At 57.8% G+C, this 18,625-nt stretch carries 18 protein-coding genes; 2 read left to right on the top strand and 16 right to left on the bottom strand.

What is annotated here, in order from left to right; translation table 11 throughout:
• Positions 1-19 precede the first annotated feature (19 nt).
• The 4 genes from QZR14_RS02700 to QZR14_RS02685 all read right to left on the bottom strand — a co-directional run bounded on the left by QZR14_RS02700 (position 20) and on the right by QZR14_RS02685 (position 4,365).
• Positions 20-646, bottom strand: a complete 627-nt coding sequence (locus tag QZR14_RS02700) for a glutathione S-transferase family protein (RefSeq protein WP_250605573.1) — start codon at positions 644-646, stop codon at positions 20-22.
• A gap of 105 nt (positions 647-751) precedes the next feature.
• On the bottom strand, positions 752-1,678 hold the full coding sequence (locus tag QZR14_RS02695) for a LysR family transcriptional regulator (RefSeq protein WP_311995831.1): 927 nt from the start codon (positions 1,676-1,678) through the stop codon (positions 752-754).
• A 75-nt stretch (positions 1,679-1,753) separates the two neighbouring features.
• Positions 1,754-3,586, bottom strand: coding sequence for a glutamine--fructose-6-phosphate transaminase (isomerizing) (glmS, locus tag QZR14_RS02690; protein WP_311995830.1), 1,833 nt, complete (start codon positions 3,584-3,586; stop codon positions 1,754-1,756).
• A gap of 2 nt (positions 3,587-3,588) precedes the next feature.
• Positions 3,589-4,365 carry a DeoR/GlpR family DNA-binding transcription regulator gene (locus tag QZR14_RS02685; RefSeq protein WP_064116539.1) on the bottom strand — a complete coding sequence of 259 codons (777 nt, stop codon included), beginning with the start codon at positions 4,363-4,365 and terminating at the stop codon, positions 3,589-3,591.
• 195 nt (positions 4,366-4,560) lie between these two features.
• Here QZR14_RS02685 and shc point away from each other — a divergent pair, with 195 nt between their 5' ends.
• Both shc and idi read left to right on the top strand, forming a co-directional pair.
• Positions 4,561-6,501 (top strand): squalene--hopene cyclase, encoded by a 1,941-nt coding sequence (gene shc / locus QZR14_RS02680; protein ID WP_311995829.1) that lies wholly within the window; start codon positions 4,561-4,563, stop codon positions 6,499-6,501.
• Positions 6,494-8,050, top strand: a complete 1,557-nt coding sequence (idi, locus tag QZR14_RS02675; protein WP_311995828.1) for an isopentenyl-diphosphate Delta-isomerase — start codon at positions 6,494-6,496, stop codon at positions 8,048-8,050. Before shc ends, idi begins: the two co-directional genes overlap by 8 nt.
• 141 nt (positions 8,051-8,191) lie before the next feature.
• On the opposite strand, the gene glmU is transcribed toward idi, so the two are convergent.
• From glmU to QZR14_RS02615, 12 genes are all read right to left on the bottom strand, one after another.
• Positions 8,192-9,559 carry a bifunctional UDP-N-acetylglucosamine diphosphorylase/glucosamine-1-phosphate N-acetyltransferase GlmU gene (gene glmU, locus QZR14_RS02670; protein WP_311995827.1) on the bottom strand — a complete coding sequence of 456 codons (1,368 nt, stop codon included), beginning with the start codon at positions 9,557-9,559 and terminating at the stop codon, positions 8,192-8,194.
• 118 nt (positions 9,560-9,677) lie between these two features.
• On the bottom strand, positions 9,678-10,103 hold the full coding sequence (locus tag QZR14_RS02665) for a F0F1 ATP synthase subunit epsilon (protein ID WP_007954164.1): 426 nt from the start codon (positions 10,101-10,103) through the stop codon (positions 9,678-9,680).
• A gap of 45 nt (positions 10,104-10,148) precedes the next feature.
• A complete protein-coding gene (gene atpD / locus QZR14_RS02660; protein ID WP_016772406.1) occupies positions 10,149-11,528 on the bottom strand; it encodes a F0F1 ATP synthase subunit beta in 1,380 nt (459 codons plus the stop codon).
• Between the two features lie 27 nt (positions 11,529-11,555).
• Positions 11,556-12,416: a F0F1 ATP synthase subunit gamma gene (atpG, locus tag QZR14_RS02655; protein ID WP_008084419.1), complete on the bottom strand. Its 861-nt coding sequence runs from the start codon at positions 12,414-12,416 to the stop codon at positions 11,556-11,558.
• A 50-nt stretch (positions 12,417-12,466) separates the two neighbouring features.
• Complete coding sequence (gene atpA, locus QZR14_RS02650) at positions 12,467-14,011, bottom strand: F0F1 ATP synthase subunit alpha (protein ID WP_007911958.1); 1,545 nt, start codon at positions 14,009-14,011, stop codon at positions 12,467-12,469.
• Between the two features lie 21 nt (positions 14,012-14,032).
• Entirely contained in the window at positions 14,033-14,569 is a 537-nt protein-coding gene (locus tag QZR14_RS02645; RefSeq protein ID WP_007911956.1) for a F0F1 ATP synthase subunit delta, read from the bottom strand.
• 12 nt (positions 14,570-14,581) lie between these two features.
• Complete coding sequence (locus tag QZR14_RS02640; protein ID WP_003229781.1) at positions 14,582-15,052, bottom strand: F0F1 ATP synthase subunit B; 471 nt, start codon at positions 15,050-15,052, stop codon at positions 14,582-14,584.
• A 59-nt stretch (positions 15,053-15,111) separates the two neighbouring features.
• Complete coding sequence (atpE, locus tag QZR14_RS02635; RefSeq protein WP_003097235.1) at positions 15,112-15,369, bottom strand: F0F1 ATP synthase subunit C; 258 nt, start codon at positions 15,367-15,369, stop codon at positions 15,112-15,114.
• A gap of 133 nt (positions 15,370-15,502) precedes the next feature.
• Positions 15,503-16,372 (bottom strand): F0F1 ATP synthase subunit A, encoded by an 870-nt coding sequence (gene atpB, locus QZR14_RS02630; protein WP_007911917.1) that lies wholly within the window; start codon positions 16,370-16,372, stop codon positions 15,503-15,505.
• A gap of 16 nt (positions 16,373-16,388) precedes the next feature.
• The gene (locus QZR14_RS02625) at positions 16,389-16,796 is read right to left on the bottom strand and encodes a F0F1 ATP synthase subunit I (protein ID WP_003229783.1); all 408 of its coding nucleotides are present in this window, start codon (positions 16,794-16,796) and stop codon (positions 16,389-16,391) included.
• A gap of 148 nt (positions 16,797-16,944) precedes the next feature.
• Positions 16,945-17,817, bottom strand: coding sequence for a ParB/RepB/Spo0J family partition protein (locus QZR14_RS02620; RefSeq protein WP_311995826.1), 873 nt, complete (start codon positions 17,815-17,817; stop codon positions 16,945-16,947).
• Between the two features lie 9 nt (positions 17,818-17,826).
• Positions 17,827-18,624 carry a ParA family protein gene (locus QZR14_RS02615; protein ID WP_007911909.1) on the bottom strand — a complete coding sequence of 266 codons (798 nt, stop codon included), beginning with the start codon at positions 18,622-18,624 and terminating at the stop codon, positions 17,827-17,829.
• Position 18,625: the final 1 nt, after the last annotated feature.

Here is an 18,625-nt window from a genome sequence, read left to right as displayed (position 1 = left end):
ACAGTGTGGATTGCGAAAATCAGGCAGTGGTTTGCAGACCGGCAACCGTGCGTGGCATGCCGACGAAACCAGGCAAGGCTTCAACCCGGGCCAGCCAGGCGCGGACGTTGCCGTAGTCGTCCAGCGACACGTTACCTTCCGGTGCATGGGCGATGTAACTGTAGGCAGAAACGTCGGCAATGCTCGGCTCGTCGCCGGCCAGATACGGCGTTTTGCCCAACTCGATGTCCATCACCTTGAGCAGGTTGTGCGCCCGGGTAATTGCTTCTTCAGCATTCAACTGTGCGCCAAACACCGTGACCAATCGTGCCGCAGCAGGTCCGAAGGCAATCGGCCCGGCAGCGGCGGACAACCAGCGCTGCACCCGAGCCGCACCGACCGGATCGGTTGGCAACCAACGACCGTGGCCGTATTTCTGCGCCAGGTACACCAGAATCGCGTTGGAATCGGCCAGCACCACGCCGCCGTCATCAATGGCCGGCACTTGGCCAAAACTGTTGATCGCCAGATACGCCGGCTGCTTGTGCTCACCCTTGGCCAGATCGACGAAGATCAGCTCGGTCGGCAATTGCAGCAGGGACAACATCAGCTCGACACGGTGGGCGTGGCCGGAACGTGGGAAGTTGTAGAGTTTGATCGCTTGCATGGTCGACTCCGCTGAACAGGGGCGCCGCTGCGGGGATGAGAGCGCCGATGGAGGCCATCTTGCGCCGATCGCGAAAACAACAGAATCACCAGCAAGTGCAATCGATTATTTCATCTCATGCAATAACGCAGCATCTTTAAGCGCTGGGTGCTCACGTAAAGCCTTGGCGGTGAAATCGACGAAACTGCGGATTCGCGCCGGCGCCTTGCGCCCACCTTGGTACACCACGTGGATCGGTAATGGCGGCAGTTCGAATTCGGCGAGAACGATATCCAACTCGCCGGTGGCGATTTTGCTGGCGACTTGGTAAGACAGCACCCGGGTCAAACCCAGCCCCATGCAGGCTGCGGTAATCGCTGCCTGATTGGCGGTAACAATCAGCCGCGGCTCTGGACGCACGCTGAGCGGTTCGCCAGCGTCGAGAAACGGCCAACTGCGTTGCTGGCCAATTGCTGAAGTCGCCACCACTGGCGCGCCCGCCAGCGCGCTGGGATGAGCCGGTCGGCCATACTTGGCAAAGTAGTCCGGCGAGCCGCAAATGACCCGACGCACCTCACCCACGCGAACAGCATGCTGACTGCTGTCCGGTAGATCACCGATGCGCACCGCCACATCGATGCCCTCCTCGACCATGTTGACGATCCGATCGACCAGCACCGCGTTGATCGTGACGTCCGGATACTGCGCGAGATAACGCGCCATCAGCGGCGTCACAAACAAATCACCGAACAACACCGGTGCCGTCACCGTCAGTTGCCCACGCGGCTCGGCATGACTGCCCGCCGCCGAATCCTCGGCCTCCTGCACCTCAGCGAGAATCCGCCGACAATCCTCCAGATAACGCTGCCCGGCTTCGCTCAAATGCACACTGCGCGTGGTGCGAATCAGCAATTGCGTGCCGATGCGCAACTCCAGCGCCGCCACCGCCCGCGTGACGCTGGCCGCCGAAAGACCCAGACGCCGCGCGGCAGAGGAGAAGCCTTGCTCTTGGGCGACTGTGGTGAAGATGTGCATTTCCTGGAAGCGGTCCATGATGCCTCTCGAGTCAGATACAAAAATCGCAGCCGAAGCTGCGATTTTTTTGTGCCGATATCAGCTGTGGATAACTTATTCCACCGTCACCGACTTCGCCAGGTTACGCGGCTGATCGACGTCCGTGCCTTTGAGCACCGCCACATAGTACGAAAGCAACTGCAGTGGGATTGTGTAAAGGATCGGCGAGAGGATGTCGTGGATATGTGGCATCTGCACCACGTGGGTGCCTTCGCCGTTGGTCATCCCGGCTTTTTCATCGGCGAACACGATCAGTTCACCGCCACGGGCGCGGACTTCCTGCAGGTTGGATTTGAGCTTTTCCAGCAGTTCGTTGTTCGGTGCGACGGTCACCACCGGCATGTCGTTATCCACAAGCGCCAGCGGGCCGTGTTTCAGCTCACCGGCAGGGTAGGCTTCGGCGTGGATGTAGGAGATTTCCTTGAGTTTCAGGGCACCTTCCATCGCCACCGGGAATTGCGCACCACGACCGAGGAACAGGGTGTGGTTTTTCTCGGCGAACAGCTCGGCGATTTTTTCCACCGTGCTGTCCATGGCCAGCGCTTCGCCGAGACGGCTGGGCAGGCGACGCAGCTCTTCAACCAGACGCGCTTCAACACCCTCGGCCAACGTGCCGCGCACTTGACCCAGCGACAGGGTCAGCAGCAACAGGCCGACCAATTGCGTGGTGAAAGCTTTGGTCGAGGCAACACCGATTTCGCGGCCGGCCTGGGTCAGCAGGGTCAGGTCGGATTCGCGCACCAGCGAACTGATGCCGACGTTGCAGATGGCCAGGCTGGCGAGGAAACCCAGCTCCTTGGCATTCCGCAGCGCAGCGAGGGTGTCGGCGGTTTCGCCGGACTGCGAGATGGTCACGAACAGGGTGTCCGGCTGCACCACCACTTTGCGGTAGCGGAATTCGCTGGCAACTTCGACCTGGCAAGGGATACCGGCCAGTTCTTCGAGCCAGTAACGGGCGACCATGCCGGCGTGATAACTGGTACCACAGGCGACGATCTGCACGTTGCGGACTTTGGTAAACAGTTCGGCCGCTTGTGGGCCAAACGCTTGCACCAGCACCTGATCGTTGCTCAGGCGACCTTCGAGGGTGCGCTGAACCACCGTCGGTTGCTCGTGAATTTCCTTGAGCATGTAGTGGCGAAACTCGCCCTTGTCGGCCGCTTCCGCGCCATCGCTGTACTGCACAGTCTGGCGCTCGACGGCATTGCCGTTGACGTCCCAGATCTGCACGGTATCGCGGCGAATTTCGGCGATATCGCCCTCTTCCAGGTACATGAAACGGTCGGTGACCTGACGCAGGGCCAATTGGTCGGAAGCGAGGAAGTTCTCGCCCAGACCCAAACCGATCACCAACGGGCTGCCACTGCGCGCAGCAACCAGACGATCCGGTTGTTTGGCGTTGATCACGGCCAGACCATAAGCACCGTGCAATTCTTTGACGGTGGCTTTCAACGCGACGGTCAGGTCCGGCTGGTCTTTGAGTTTGTGGCTGAGCAGGTGGGCGATGACTTCGGTGTCGGTGTCGGAGGTGAACACGTAACCCAGCGCTTTCAGTTGTTCACGCAGGGCTTCGTGGTTTTCGATGATGCCGTTGTGCACCACGGCGATATCGCCGGAGAAATGCGGGTGGGCGTTACGTTCGCACGGTGCGCCGTGGGTGGCCCAACGGGTGTGCGCGATGCCGAGACGGCCAACCAGCGGGTGTTCGGCCAGCGCCGCTTCGAGTTCGCTGACCTTGCCCGGGCGACGCATGCGCTCGAGGGTTTCGTCGTTGGTGAAAACCGCGACACCGGCGCTGTCATAGCCGCGGTATTCAAGGCGCTTGAGGCCTTCGAGCAGGATGGCGGTGATATTACGTTCAGCAACTGCGCCGACAATTCCACACATGCTTATTTCTCCTGACTGACAGCCGCGCAAATCACGGTGATACCGCGGGCCTGAATCTGATCGCGTGCATCGATAGGCAGACGATCATCGGTAATGAGGGTATGAACGCTGCTCCACGGCAGCTCCAGATTGGGAATCTTGCGGCCGATCTTGTCGGCCTCGACCATGACGATGACTTCCCGCGCGACCTCGGCCATGACCCGGCTCAAACCGAGCAACTCGTTGAAGGTGGTCGTGCCGCGCACCAGATCGATGCCGTCGGCACCAATGAACAACTGGTCAAAGTCGTAAGAGCGTAGTACCTGCTCGGCAACCTGGCCCTGGAAGGATTCCGAATGCGGATCCCAGGTACCGCCGGTCATCAACAGCACCGGTTCGTGCTCGAGTTCGCTCAAGGCGTTGGCGACGTGCAGGGAATTGGTCATCACCACCAGACCAGGCTGTTGGCCAAGCTCCGGAATCATTGCAGCGGTGGTGCTGCCGCTGTCGATGATGATTCGCGCGTGTTCACGGATACGTTTCACCGCTGCGCGGGCAATCGCCTGTTTGTATTTGGAAACGCTCTGGGCAGTCTCAGCGACCAGTTCCTGCGGCATGGTGATCGCCCCGCCGTAGCGGCGCAGTAACAAGCCGTGGCTTTCCAGCGCAGCCAGATCCTTGCGAATCGTAACTTCGGAGGTTTCGAAGCGCTTGGCCAATTCATCCACACTGACTTCACCCTGCTCGTTGAGCAAGGCAAGGATGTTGTGGCGGCGTTGCGGCGTATTGCGTTTTGACATGGCGAGGTAAGTTTCGTTTCGAAATATAACGGAAGTAATCAAAACCTATTGACGGAACTTCGTCAAGGGGGCTTTTAGAGGTTGAGGGCTACTTCGAGGATGACCACTCATCGCAACTGTCATTTCTGACAGTAGAAAAGTGTGGCTAATGACGTTTTTAATCTCTGTAGATAAGACTTGGGGATTGTCATGAGAGTGAGCACTCGCGTCAGGGATGTACTGAACAACGCCTCGACCGCCCTACTAAGCAAACAGCAACCCGACGGCCACTGGGTATTCGAATTCGAAGCCGATGCGGCAATCACCGCCGAATACGTGTTGCTGATGCATTTCCTTGGCGAACCCATTGAGCAAACCTTGCAAGGCAAGCTCGCGCGTTATCTGCGAGACCAACAACAGTCAGACGGTGGATGGCCGTTACTGAGAGGGGGCAGTTTTAACCTCAATGCCAGTGTCAAAACCTACTTTGCACTCAAGTTGCTCGGCGATGCGCAGGACGAGCCGCACTTGCAACGTGCTTGCACGCTTATTCGCCAACACGGCGGGGCCGCGAACTGCAACGTGGTCACCCGCATCTGGCTGGCCTTGTACAACGTCATTCCATGGCGTGTATTGCCCCTTATTCCCGTGGAAGTGATTTTGCTGCCACGCTGGTTTCCGTTTCACCTGTCGAAGATATTCTGCGTCCCACGCCTGTTCACGGTGGCTTTTTCCGTGTTGCAGGTCTTGCGGCCCACGGCGCGTAACCCCCAAAGCACCGGGATCACCGAACTGTTTCTCCACCCGGCCAGCGAAACCACTCCGTTGCCCCGAGCCCCTCACCAGAACAGGGTAGGGTTTGCATTTTTTACCGTGATAGACCGTTTACTGCACCGCATCGATCCGTGGCGTCTCAAGGGACGGCGAAAAAAAGCGCTGAAGACAGCGATAAAGTTTGTCACCGATCAACTCAATGGCGAAGACGGCTACGGCGCATCGCTGCCGACCATCGCCATCAGCCTGGTCGTGCTTCAGGCCTTGGGTTACCCCCGTGACCATCACAGCATGCAGACGGCGCGCAAAGCCTGCGCAAACCTGTTGATGGAGACGGAGCAACAGGCGTATTGCCAACTTTGCGTATCACCCATTTGGGACACGGCATGGGCCTGCCAGGCGTTGCTGGACACCGGGAATCGCCGCGATTTGGAGGCGGCATTGCGAGGTCTCGACTGGCTCAAACAACGGCAGGTTCTCGACGTGTATGGGGGCTGGGCAGTTGCCAGGCCTCATCTGCGCCCCGGTGGCTGGGCATTTCAATATTCCTTGCCCAATCATCCCGATGTCGACGACACCGCCTTGGTCGCGACCGTCATGCACAGGGCAATGCAACTCGAACCCGGCGCTCATTACGGTGAGACGATCGCCAGGGCGCAGGAATGGGTGCAGGGAATGCAAGGCCGTCAGGGTGGTTGGGGCGCTTATGAGGCTGACAACACCCATTACTACCTCAATAACACGCCCTTTGCCGAACACGGCATGATGATTGATCATCCCACTGCCGATATAACCGCCCGTTGTCTGGCCATGCTCGGGCAGTTGAATGCAACACCGGCTTCCAATAGCACTACGCGCGAGGCGTTGTGTTACTTGCTGGCAGAGCAGGAAGCCGATGGCAGTTGGTACGGTCGCTGGGGCATCAACTTCATTTATGGCACCTGGTCCGCCCTGGAAGGGCTTGCCGCCACGGGTTACGACCTGCATTGCATAGCCGTTCAAAATGCCTGCCACTGGCTGATTCAGCAACAGAACCAGGACGGTGGCTGGGGAGAAGACAGCAGCAGCTATGCCCTGGATGACCTAGGCCAGCAGTCATCGGCCAGCACGGCGTCGCAAACGGCATGGGCCTTGTTGGGATTGATGGCTGCCGGTGCCGTGGAGCATCTGGCCACCCAAAAGGGCATTGAATACTTGCTCCAAACGCAAAAAAGCGACGGTACCTGGGCAGACCCTCATGCCACGGGCACCGGCGTACCTCGAGTGCTCTATATGACGTACCACGGCTACGGGTTGTACTTTCCGATGTGGGCTTTGGCGCGTTACTGCAAACTGAGCCAGGCCCCGATTTCAGCGCTTGAGGTGGAAAGAAGCCATGGATGAGTTACTGATACTGGTGGATCACAATGACCAGCAAATCGGCACCGGCCACAAGTTGCCAATCCACCATGAAGGCCTCCTTCATCGTGCGTTTTCCCTATTCATCTTTAATCGTCATGGGCACTTGCTGCTGCAACGACGGGCACTCACCAAATACCACTCTGCGGGTTATTGGACCAACTCCTGTTGTGGCCACCCGCGCCCAGGCGAAAGCACCGCCCAGGCCGCCCACCGCCGGCTTGGAGAAGAAATGGGTTTTGATTGCCCCTTGGAAGAAGTCACGACCCTGATTTACAAGGCACATGTACCGGGCAATCTGATCGAGCATGAACTCGATCATATTCTCATCGGCCGGTTTGACGGTGACCCGCTGGCGAACACCGATGAAGTCTCGCAATGGCAATGGATTGAAACGCACGCGTTATTGCGATGGATTGACGCCGAGCCGCAAGCCTTTACCGTCTGGTTCAAGGCGATCCTCGATGCCCCCTCCTGCCAGCTCGAACACTGGGGACGACGAAGCCAGACCAACCCCGCCATTGATCCTACCCGTTATCAGGATGAAATCCTCACGCAAGTGTCGCGCACCTTTGCCCTGACCATCCCTGAGTTGCCGGCCGAGCTTTGCCCCCTCGTGACCAACGCCTACTTGCTCTGTCGGATAGCCGATACCATCGAAGATGAACCTGGGCATAGCGCCCGACAAAAACGCCATTACGAAAACCTTTATCTCAATGTGGTATCGGGCCACGCGGATGCTCAGGGTTTCAGTGACGAGCTGAGCCCGCGCCTGACGGATCAAACCCTTCAGGCTGAACGTGACTTGGTCCGCAATCTGCCACAGGTGTTGACGATATTCCGCACGCTCAGCCCCTTTCAGCAAGACGCCATCCTGCATTGCCTGAGCGTGATGACTCAGGGAATGAGCGAATTTCAGGAGCAGGCGGGCCTGCAAGGTCTAGCAACACATCAGCAGCTGGATCGTTATTGCTACTGTGTGGCTGGCGTCGTTGGAACGCTGCTGACCGAGCTTTTCATCGATTTTGACCCCAGCCTGTTATCCCGGCGAGAGAGCCTGCATCGGTTGGCCCTCTCCTTCGGTGCAGGTTTGCAGTTGACCAATATCGTCAAGGATCATTGGGACGACCGTCTGCAAGGTGTTTGCTGGTTGCCTCGGGACCTGCTTGCCAAATATGGCGTCCAACTCGCGCAGCTAAACGCAGGGCAAGACGACCCGCATTATGCACAGGCGCTTGCAGAACTGATTGGCACCGCCCACTCCCACTTGCAGCGGGCGCTGCAATACACCCTGCTCATCCCGGCCAGGCATACGGGCATTCGGAGATTCGTTCTGTGGACCATTGGCCTTGCATTGCTGACGTTGCGTCATGTCCATAAAAATCCCGCCAGTACGGTCAAGGTGTCACATGCCGAGGTGGCGTGGATCATGCGCCTGACACGAATGTCTCAGCGCTCGGACATGGGTTTGCGCATGTTGTACAAAATAGCTTCACGCAATTTGCCAAAGACCCCGTTGGGAGCGGAGTGGTAATCACCCCCGGTGTAGAAAAAATATCAGTGGATAACCCGTAAAAAGATCGCAGCCTTCGGCAGTTCCTACACGGATTTATGGACATCCTGTAGCTGCCGAAGGCTGCGATCTGTTGATCTTTAAAAAGCCGCTGTGGATAACTCAGCTCTTCTTGATCTTCTCCGGCCGCTTCCAGCCATCGATATTTCTCTGCCGCGCTCGGCCCACGGCCAACTGCGCGTTATCCACATTCTGCGTAATGGTCGAACCGGCCGCCGTTGTCGCACCGGCAGAGATATCCACAGGCGCGACCAAGGAATTATTGGAGCCGATGAACACATCTGCACCCAACACGGTTTTCCACTTGTTGGCGCCGTCGTAGTTGCAAGTAATGGTGCCCGCACCGATGTTGGTACGCGCTCCGATCTCGGCATCACCCAGATAAGTCAGGTGTCCCGCCTTGGCGCCTTCGCCCATGCGGGCATTTTTCAGCTCAACGAAGTTACCCACATGTGCGCGCGCTTCAAGCACGGTGCCTGGACGCAGACGTGCGAACGGGCCGGCATCACTGCCCTCGCCCAGAACGGCACCTTCGATATGACTGTTGGCTTTGATCACCACACCTTTGCGCAGGGTGCTGTCCTTGATCACGCAGTTCGGGCCGATCACCACGTCGTCTTCGATGACAACGTTGCCCTCGAGGATCACGTTGATGTCGATCAGCACGTCGCGACCGACGGTCACTTCACCACGCACGTCGAAGCGCGCCGGGTCGCGCAGGGTTACGCCTTGTGCCATCAACCGACGGCCAGCGCGTAACTGGTAATGACGCTCCAGCTCGGACAGTTGCTTGCGATCGTTGGCGCCCTGCACTTCCATCGGGTCGTGCGGTTGTTCGGTGGCGACAACCAGACCATCACTGACTGCCATCTCGATCACGTCGGTCAGGTAGTACTCGCCCTGCGCGTTGTTATTCGACAGGCGACTCATCCAGTCGGCCAGACGATTGGCCGGAACAGCGAGGATACCGGTGTTGCCTTCAGTGATCGCGCGTTGCGCTTCGCTGGCATCTTTATGTTCAACGATGGCAGCGACCTTGCCGTCAGCGTCACGCACGATACGGCCGTAACCGGTCGGGTCGTCCAGCTCAACGGTCAACAGCCCCATCTGTCCCGGTACTACGTGCTTGAGCAAACGTTGCAGAGTTTCGACTTCAATCAACGGCACGTCACCGTAAAGGATCAGCACGGTGTCGGCGGTAATGAACGGCACCGCTTGGGCAGTGGCGTGGCCGGTGCCAAGTTGCTTGTCCTGCAGGACGAAATTCAGATCATCAGCGGCCAGACGCTCACGCACCACATCGGCACCGTGGCCGATGACCACGTGAATGCGCTGTGGATCAAGTTGCCGGGCACTGTGGATAACATGACCCAGCATGGAGTTGCCGGCAATCGGATGCAGCACTTTCGGCAGTGCCGAACGCATACGAGTGCCTTGACCGGCCGCGAGGATAACGATTTCAAGAGACATGACTGGCTACCAATCCTGGGTGGTCAGCAACTGCGACCGGGTTTCGGGAATTCGGAAAAGAAAAAAGGGTAGCCGAGGCTACCCTTTTTTATCAATCGCACAACAAGCGGCTGACGGATTAACCGCCAAACTTCTTGCGGATCTGCTGGACGGTGCGCAGCTGAGCTGCAGCCTCGGCCAGGCGTGCGGACGCAGCTCCGTAGTCGAAATCTGCGCTCTTCTCGTGCAGAGCAGCTTCGGCAGCCTTGAGAGCTGCCTGGGCTTGAGCTTCATCCAGGTCGGCGGCGCGTTGCACGGTATCGGCAAGCACCTTGACCATGTTCGGCTGAACCTCGAGGAAACCACCGGAGATGTAGAACACCTCGGCTTCCCCGCCTTGCTTGATCAGGCGGATCGGACCTGGCTTCAGATTAGTGATCAGCGGCGCGTGACCCAGAGCGATACCAAGATCACCCAGTGCACCGTGCGCAATCACCATCTCGACCAGGCCGGAAAAGATTTCTCCTTCCGCGCTGACGATATCGCAATGGACTGTCATAGCCATCTGATTGCCTCAACCTAAATGAGCGCCCGTTGCCGGGCGCCGGGATTACAGTTTCTTGGCTTTCTCGATCGCTTCTTCGATGCCGCCAACCATGTAGAACGCTTGTTCTGGCAGGTGGTCGTAGTCACCGTTGAGGATGCCTTTGAAGCCAGCAATGGTGTCTTTCAGGGAAACGTATTTACCCGAAGCACCGGTGAAGACTTCAGCCACGAAGAACGGCTGCGACAAGAAGCGCTGGATCTTACGAGCACGGTTTACCAACTGCTTGTCGGCTTCCGACAGCTCGTCCATACCCAGGATCGCGATGATGTCCTTCAGCTCTTTGTAACGTTGCAGAACGTACTGAACGCCGCGAGCGGTGTCGTAGTGGTCCTGGCCGATTACGTTCGGGTCCAGCTGGCGCGAAGTCGAATCCAGTGGATCTACCGCTGGGTAGATACCCAGGGAGGCGATGTCACGGGACAGAACGACGGTGGCGTCCAAGTGGGCGAAGGTGGTCGCTGGCGACGGGTCGGTCAAGTCATCCGCAGGTACGTATACCGCTTGGATCGAAGTGATCGAACCTTCCTTGGTCGAAGTGATACGTTCTTGCAGAACGCCCATCTCTTCAGCCAGGGTCGGCTGGTAACCTACTGCAGAAGGCATACGGCCCAGCAGTGCGGATACTTCAGTACCGGCCAGGGTGTAACGGTAGATGTTGTCGACGAACAGCAGAACGTCGTTACCTTCGTCACGGAACTTCTCGGCCATGGTCAGGCCGGTCAGAGCTACGCGCAGACGGTTTCCCGGCGGCTCGTTCATCTGACCGTAAACCAGTGCCACTTTGTCCAGAACGTTGGAGTCCTTCATCTCGTGGTAGAAGTCGTTACCCTCACGAGTACGCTCACCCACACCGGCGAACACGGAATAACCGCTGTGCTCGATGGCGATGTTACGGATCAGTTCCATCATGTTTACGGTTTTGCCTACACCGGCACCACCGAACAGACCGACTTTACCGCCCTTGGCGAACGGGCAAACCAGGTCGATAACCTTGATGCCGGTTTCCAGCAGGTCGTTGCCGCCTGCTTGCTCAGCGAACGAAGGTGCTGCGCGGTGAATGCCCCAGCGCTCTTCGGTGTCGATCGGGCCAGCTTCGTCGATCGGGTTGCCGAGGACGTCCATGATCCGGCCCAGGGTCGCTTTACCGACCGGTACGGAGATGGCTGCGCCAGAGTCGGTAACTTCCAGACCGCGCTTCAAGCCCTCGGTGGAACCCATCGCAATGGTGCGAACCACGCCGTCGCCCAGCTGCTGCTGAACTTCCAGGGTGGTTGCGGCCGCGCTTTGTACAGTCAGCGCGTTGTAGATGCTCGGTACGCTGTCGCGTGGAAATTCCACGTCGATAACGGCGCCGATGATTTGAACGATACGTCCGCTACTCATAGCTGGATCCTCTGAATATTTGAACCGTTAAACCGCGGCAGCGCCGCCGACGATTTCCGAGATCTCTTGGGTGATCGCAGCCTGACGCGCCTTGTTGTAGATCAGCTGCAAATCGCTGATCAAATCACCGGCGTTGTCGGTAGCGTTCTTCATCGCGATCATCCGCGCAGCTTGTTCAGCCGCGTTGTTCTCGACCACCGCCTGGTAGACCTGCGACTCAACGTAGCGGACCATCAAGCCGTCAAGCAGCTCTTTGGCATCCGGTTCGTAGAGATAGTCCCAGTGGTGCTTGAGATCCTGATCCGGGGTGGCCACCAGTGGAATCAACTGCTCCACGGTAGGCTGTTGCGTCATGGTGTTGATGAACTTGTTGGACACCACGGACAGGCGGTCAATACGGCCGTCCAGGTAGGCATCCAGCATCACCTTGACGCTGCCGATCAGATCATTGATCGACGGCTCTTCACCCAGGTGGCTGATAGCTGCAACGACGTTACCGCCGAAGTTGCGGAAAAAGGCCGCACCCTTACTACCAACAACACACAGATCAATCTCGACGCCGTTTTCGCGGTTTACCGCCATGTCCTTGACCAGGGCCTTGAACAGGTTGGTGTTCAAGCCGCCGCACAAACCACGGTCACTGCTCACAACGACATAGCCGACACGCTTGATGGCGCGGTCGATCATGAACGGGTGGCGGTATTCCGGGTTGGCGTTGGCCAGATGCCCAATTACCTGGCGGATACGCTCCGCATAAGGACGGCTAGCAGCCATGCGCATTTGTGCCTTGCGCATTTTGCTGACCGCCACTTTTTCCATGGCGCTGGTAATCTTTTGCGTGCTTTTGATGCTCGCAATCTTACTGCGAATCTCTTTTGCGCCTGCCATGTAACACCTATCAGGTTAGCAAGCGGGAGCCTCGCGGCTCCCGCTGCGGCTTACCAGGTTTGGGTGGCCTTGAACTTCTCGATACCGGCTTTCATGCCAGCGTCGATTTCGTCATTGAAGTCACCTTTAACGTTGATCTTGGCCATCAAATCGGCGTGATCGCGGTTGAAGAAAGCAATCAGCGCTTGTTCGAAGCTGCCGATCTTGGCGATTTCAATGTCAGTCAGGAACCCACGCTCAGCGGCATACAGCGACAGCGCCATGTCAGCGATCGACATTGGTGCGTATTGCTTCTGCTTCATCAGCTCGGTAACGCGCTGACCATGCTCAAGTTGCTTACGGGTCGCTTCGTCCAGGTCAGAAGCGAACTGGGCGAATGCCGCCAGTTCACGGTACTGAGCCAGAGCGGTACGGATACCACCGGACAGCTTCTTGATGATCTTGGTCTGAGCGGCACCACCCACACGGGATACCGAAACACCGGCGTTCACTGCAGGGCGGATGCCCGAGTTGAACATGGCCGATTCCAGGAAGATCTGACCGTCGGTGATGGAAATCACGTTGGTCGGAACGAACGCGGAAACGTCGCCAGCCTGGGTTTCGATGATCGGCAGTGCGGTCAGGGAACCGGTTTTGCCGGTCACTGCGCCGTTGGTGAACTTCTCTACGTATTCTTCCGAAACGCGGGATGCGCGCTCCAGCAGACGGGAGTGGAGATAGAACACGTCGCCTGGGTAAGCTTCACGGCCTGGTGGACGGCGCAGCAGCAGGGAAATCTGGCGGTAAGCCACTGCTTGCTTGGACAGATCGTCATAAACGATCAGCGCGTCTTCACCGCGGTCGCGGAAGAATTCACCCATGGTGCAACCGGAGTACGGTGCCAGGAATTGCAGCGCAGGAGATTCCGAAGCACTGGCAGCCACGATGATCGTGTTGGCCAGGGCGCCGTTTTCTTCCAGCTTGCGAACCACGTTGGCGATGGTCGATTGTTTCTGACCGATTGCAACGTAGACGCAGAAAATGCCGCTGTCTTTCTGGTTGATGATCGCGTCGATCGCCAGAGCGGTTTTACCGATCTGACGGTCACCGATGATCAGCTCACGCTGGCCACGGCCGACAGGAATCATGGCATCGACAGCCTTGTAACCAGTCTGTACAGGCTGGTCTACCGACTTACGCCAGATCACGCCCGGTGCAACTTTCTCGACCGCGTCGGTCAAGGTGTTGCCCAGTGGACCTTTGCCGTCAACAGGGTTACCCAGTGCATCGACTACGCGACCCAGCAGTTCCTTACCAACCGGAACTTCGAGGATGCGGCCGGTGCACTTGGCGCTCATGCCTTCAGCCAGAGACTGGTAAGCGCCCAGTACAACGGCACCTACAGAGTCTTGCTCCAGGTTGAGGGCCATACCGTAGACGCCGCCCGGAAACTCGATCATCTCGCCGTACATAACGTCGGCCAGACCGTGAATCCGCACGATACCGTCAGATACGCTGACGACAGTGCCTTCGTTACGGGCTTGGGAGGTCACATCGAGCTTGTCGATGCGGCCCTTGATAATTTCACTTATTTCGGAAGGATTGAGTTGCTGCATTGCTCTGCTGCCCCTTCAAACTCAAGATTTCAATGCTTCGGCAAGTTTCGCGATTTTGCCGCGAATCGAGCCATCGATAACCAGGTCGCCGGCGCGGATAACGACACCACCTATAAGGGCAGCATCCTCCGCAACTTGCAGGCGCACTTCCCGGTTGAGTCGTGCACTGAGAACCTTGGCGAGTTTGTCTTGCTGTTCTTGGTTCAATGCAAAAGCACTGGTCACTTCAACGTCTACCGACTTCTCTTGTTCGGCCTTGTACAGGTCGAAAAGAGCGGCAATCTCCGGCAGAAGCGGGAGACGGTCGTTTTCGGCAACGACATTGATGAAGTTTTGTGCCTTGGCATCAAACTTGTCGCCGCACACGTCAATAAACGTGGCGGCCTTTTCTGCGCTCGTCAGTCGCGGGGCCTTGAGCACGCGCTGCATGGTGTCGTCTTGCGACACCGCTGCAGCCAGGCCGAGCATGGCTGACCAATTGGCCAGTTGCTGGTGGGCCTGAGCGTGCTCGAAGGCCGCCTTAGCGTAAGGTCGGGCCAACGTGGTCAGTTCTGCCATGATCGCCCTCGCTTAGATTTCAGCAGCCAGTTGGTTAACCAGCTCTGCGTGCGCGTTTTGATCGATTGTGGCACCCAGGATCTTCTCGGCGCCGCCGACAGCCAGCAAGCCCACTTGGGCACGCAGCTTGTCTTTGACACTGTTCAGTTCCTGTTCGATCTCGGCTTGAGCCTGAACCTTCACACGGTCAGCATCGACACGGGCCTTTTCAACGGCCTCTTCGACAATCTGGTTACCGCGTTTCTTGGCTTGCTCGATGATTTCAGCTGCCTGAGCTTTCGCTTCGCGCAGTTGCTGACCCGCTTTTTCTTGGGCCAACTCCAGGTCGCGAGCTGCACGGCTGGCAGCGTCCAGACCATCAGCGATCTTCTTTTGACGTTCGTGCAGAGCAGCGATGACCGGAGGCCATACGTACTTCATGCAGAACAGTACAAAAATCAGGAACGCAACGGACTGGCCAATCAGGGTCGCATTAATGTTCACGCCAACACCTCGCAGTTACGTTGTCCATCACACCAAATTACTCGGAAGAATCCGGGTAATTAGCCAGCGATCTGACCAACGAACGGGTTCGCAAAGGTGAAGAACAGAGCGATACCAACACCGATCATGGTTACGGCGTCGAGCAGACCGGCAACGATGAACATTTTAACTTGCAGCATTGGAACCATTTCTGGCTGACGCGCTGCGCCTTCCAGGAACTTGCCGCCCAGCAGGCCGAAACCAATTGCGGTACCCAGTGCGCCCAGGCCGATCAACAGTGCAACAGCGATAGCGGTTAGACCAACTACAGTTTCCATCTTTCCTCCCGACTTTTACGTCGTATGGTTTAGGTTTTTTAGATTAAAGCGGTAAAACAAATCGTTTCAGGTGCCCTGTGAAGAGCCCCTTCCCGTTTGACCGGGAAGGACATCAGACTAGTCGAGACTGGCCTTAATGGTTTTCTTCGTGCGCCATCGACAGGTAGACGATGGTCAGCATCATGAAGATGAACGCCTGCAGCGTGATGATCAGGATGTGGAACACAGCCCACGCCCACTGCAGAACAACGCCCAGGCCGCTCAGCCAGAGCAGGCCGCTGCCGAACATCACAGCGATCAGAATGAACACCAGCTCGCCGGCATACATGTTGCCGAACAGACGCAGAGCCAGAGAGATCGGCTTGGCGATCAGGGTCACGAATTCCAGCAGGAAGTTCACCGGGATCAGCAGGGCTTGAACGAAGATGTTCTTGCTGCCGAACGGGTGCAGGGTCAGTTCGCCGATGAAGCCGCCGAAGCCCTTGACCTTGATGCTATAGAAAATGATCAGTGCGAAAACCGAGAACGCCATGCCCAGGGTCGCGTTCGGGTCGGTAGTCGACACGGCGCGGAACGGGATGTGGTGGTCGCCGGAGATCAGGATGGCCAACTGAGGAATCCAGTCGACCGGTACCAGGTCGACGGCGTTCATCAGGAACACCCAGACGAAGATGGTCAGTGCCAACGGTGCAATCACCGGGCTACGGCCATGGAAGCTGTCTTTCACGCTGCCATCGACGAATTCGACCAATACTTCAACGAAGTTCTGCAAAGCACCCGGCTGACCCGAAGTCGCTTTCTTTGCCGCCATGCGGAAAAGAAGAACGAAAATCAGACCCAACGCGACCGACCAGCCGAGAGTATCGACGTGGAAAGCCCAGAAGCCCATTTCTTTGGCTTCTGCTGCGGTATGGGCAAAGCCCCAGCCGCCGTTAGGTAGCTGACCGAAGGTCAGGTTCTGCAAGTGGTGCTGGATATAGCCCGAAGCGGTTGTTTCTGCCATGGTTGCCTCAAACGCCCTAAGGTCTCGAAAGTCTTGTTCTCATCAGCAGGGGAGCGAACCAGCTGACCGACTGAGTCAGCACGAACGCGCCGAATACAGCTATCGGCGCCAGTGGCTTCACACCTGCAAACACCAGTGCAAAGAGCACTGCCGTCAAAATCAGTTTGCCTGCCTCGCCGGCATAAAAAGACCGGACGATGGACTGGGCTGCTCGGGCGCCGGAAAACCGAAATGCCTTGTGAGCAAAATAAACATTGGGCAGCAAGGCTATCAGGCCTCCGCAAAGTCCCGAGTATCCGGCAACGACTCCGTGCCATTGCCAGAGCGCCAAAGCGGCAATGAGCAAAATGACAAATTGAGCCATCAACACCGGAAAAACCGCCAGGCGATGGAACGGCAGGCGGTTTGGCTTGCGGGTTTCCATCACGTTTGCTCTCCAATGGTCGGCTGCCAGAATTCAATAACTTGGCATAATTTGTGCCGACAAAATGCGCGCAGAGTATAGGGGCGGTTCTGCCCCTATTCAACTGTCAGGTAGTGATTTCCGACTGCGCGCTACATGAGGAAATGTTTCAGCGGATGTGTGCGAGCACACCTTGAAGCTCATCGAGGGAGTTGTAACCGATCACCAACTGACCCTTTCCCTTCTTCCCGTGGCGAATCTGCACCGCAGAGCCTAGGCGCTCGGCCAGACGCTGTTCGAGGCGAGCGATATCCGGGTCGGGTTTGGCCGCTTCCACAGGCTCCGGCTTACCACTCAACCACTGACGAACCAGTGCCTCAGTTTGGCGCACGGTCAGGCCGCGTGCGACAACATGTCGCGCCCCCTCAACCTGCTGATTGTCCGGCAGACCGAGCAAGGCACGGGCATGACCCATTTCCAGGTCGCCGTGAGACAGCATGGTTTTGATGACTTCCGGCAGTGCAATAAGCCGCAACAGGTTAGCCACAGTGACGCGGGACTTACCCACAGCCTCGGCAACTTGCTGCTGAGTCAGCTGGAATTCCTGCTGCAGACGCTGCAGGGCAACCGCTTCTTCGATCGGATTGAGATCTTCGCGCTGGATGTTCTCGATCAGCGCAATGGCGATCGCGGTTTCATCCGGCACATCGCGCACCATCGCCGGGATGGTTTCCTGCCCGGCCTGCTGACTCGCACGCCAGCGGCGTTCACCGGCAATGATCTCAAAGCGGCCGCCGCCAATCGGGCGAACCACGATTGGCTGCATCACGCCTTGCGCCTTGATCGACGCCGCCAGTTCTTCCAGCGCCTGCGGATCCATATCCCGACGCGGCTGGTATTTGCCGCGCTGGAGCAGGTCCAGCGGCAGGTGTTGCAGCTCGCGGGTGTCAGCCTGCACGGCTTGTTCTTCCAGCGCGCTGACGGTCGGACCACTCAGCAGTGCATCCAGTCCACGTCCGAGACCTCGTTTCTTGACGGCCATGGGGATTCCTTAAGTTGCCTGAGCGGCGGCGATGCGTGAATTTTTGCGCTGCCGACGAACCATCTCGCCCGCCAGGGCCAGGTAGGCCAGGGCGCCGCGCGATTGCTTGTCGTAAGCCAGCGCCGGCATGCCGTAGCTGGGTGCTTCGGCCAGGCGGATATTACGTGGGATCACCGTGTCGTAGAGCTGCTCGCCGAAGTGTTCCTTGAGCTGCGCCGAAACATCGTTCATCAGGCTCAGGCGCGGGTCATACATGGTCCGCAGGAGGCCTTCGACTTTCAGGTTCGGATTCAGCAGTTCAGCGATTCGCTTGATGTTATCCACAAGGTCGCTCAAGCCTTCGAGCGCAAAGTACTCGCACTGCATGGGGATAATTACCCCATCTGCGGCCACCAAAGCGTTCAGCGTAAGCATCGACAGCGACGGCGGGCAGTCGATCAGAATGTAATCGTAGTTCTCACGGATCGGCGCCAGCGCGCTGCGCAGACGACTTTCCTTCATCTGCATTTCCAGCAGCACTACTTCCGCAGCCGTCAGGTCGCGGTTAGCTGGCAGCAGTTGATAACCGCCATGCTCGGAGTAGTGCATGGCCTGGGCCAGATCGCATTCACCGATCAGCAGGTCATAGACCGAGTTTTCCAGGCCGTGTTTATCCACACCGCTACCCATGGTGGCGTTGCCCTGTGGATCGAGATCGATCAACAGCACCCGGCGCTTGGTCGCGACCAGCGATGCTGCGAGGTTGATGCAAGTGGTGGTCTTGCCCACACCACCCTTCTGGTTCGCTATCGCGAATACCTTAGCCATT

It is taken from the genome of Pseudomonas sp. rhizo66, from assembly GCF_031931925.1.
In the GTDB taxonomy this organism is placed as follows: Bacteria; Pseudomonadota; Gammaproteobacteria; order Pseudomonadales; family Pseudomonadaceae; genus Aquipseudomonas.
This window is presented reverse-complemented; position numbering and strand designations above follow the sequence as displayed.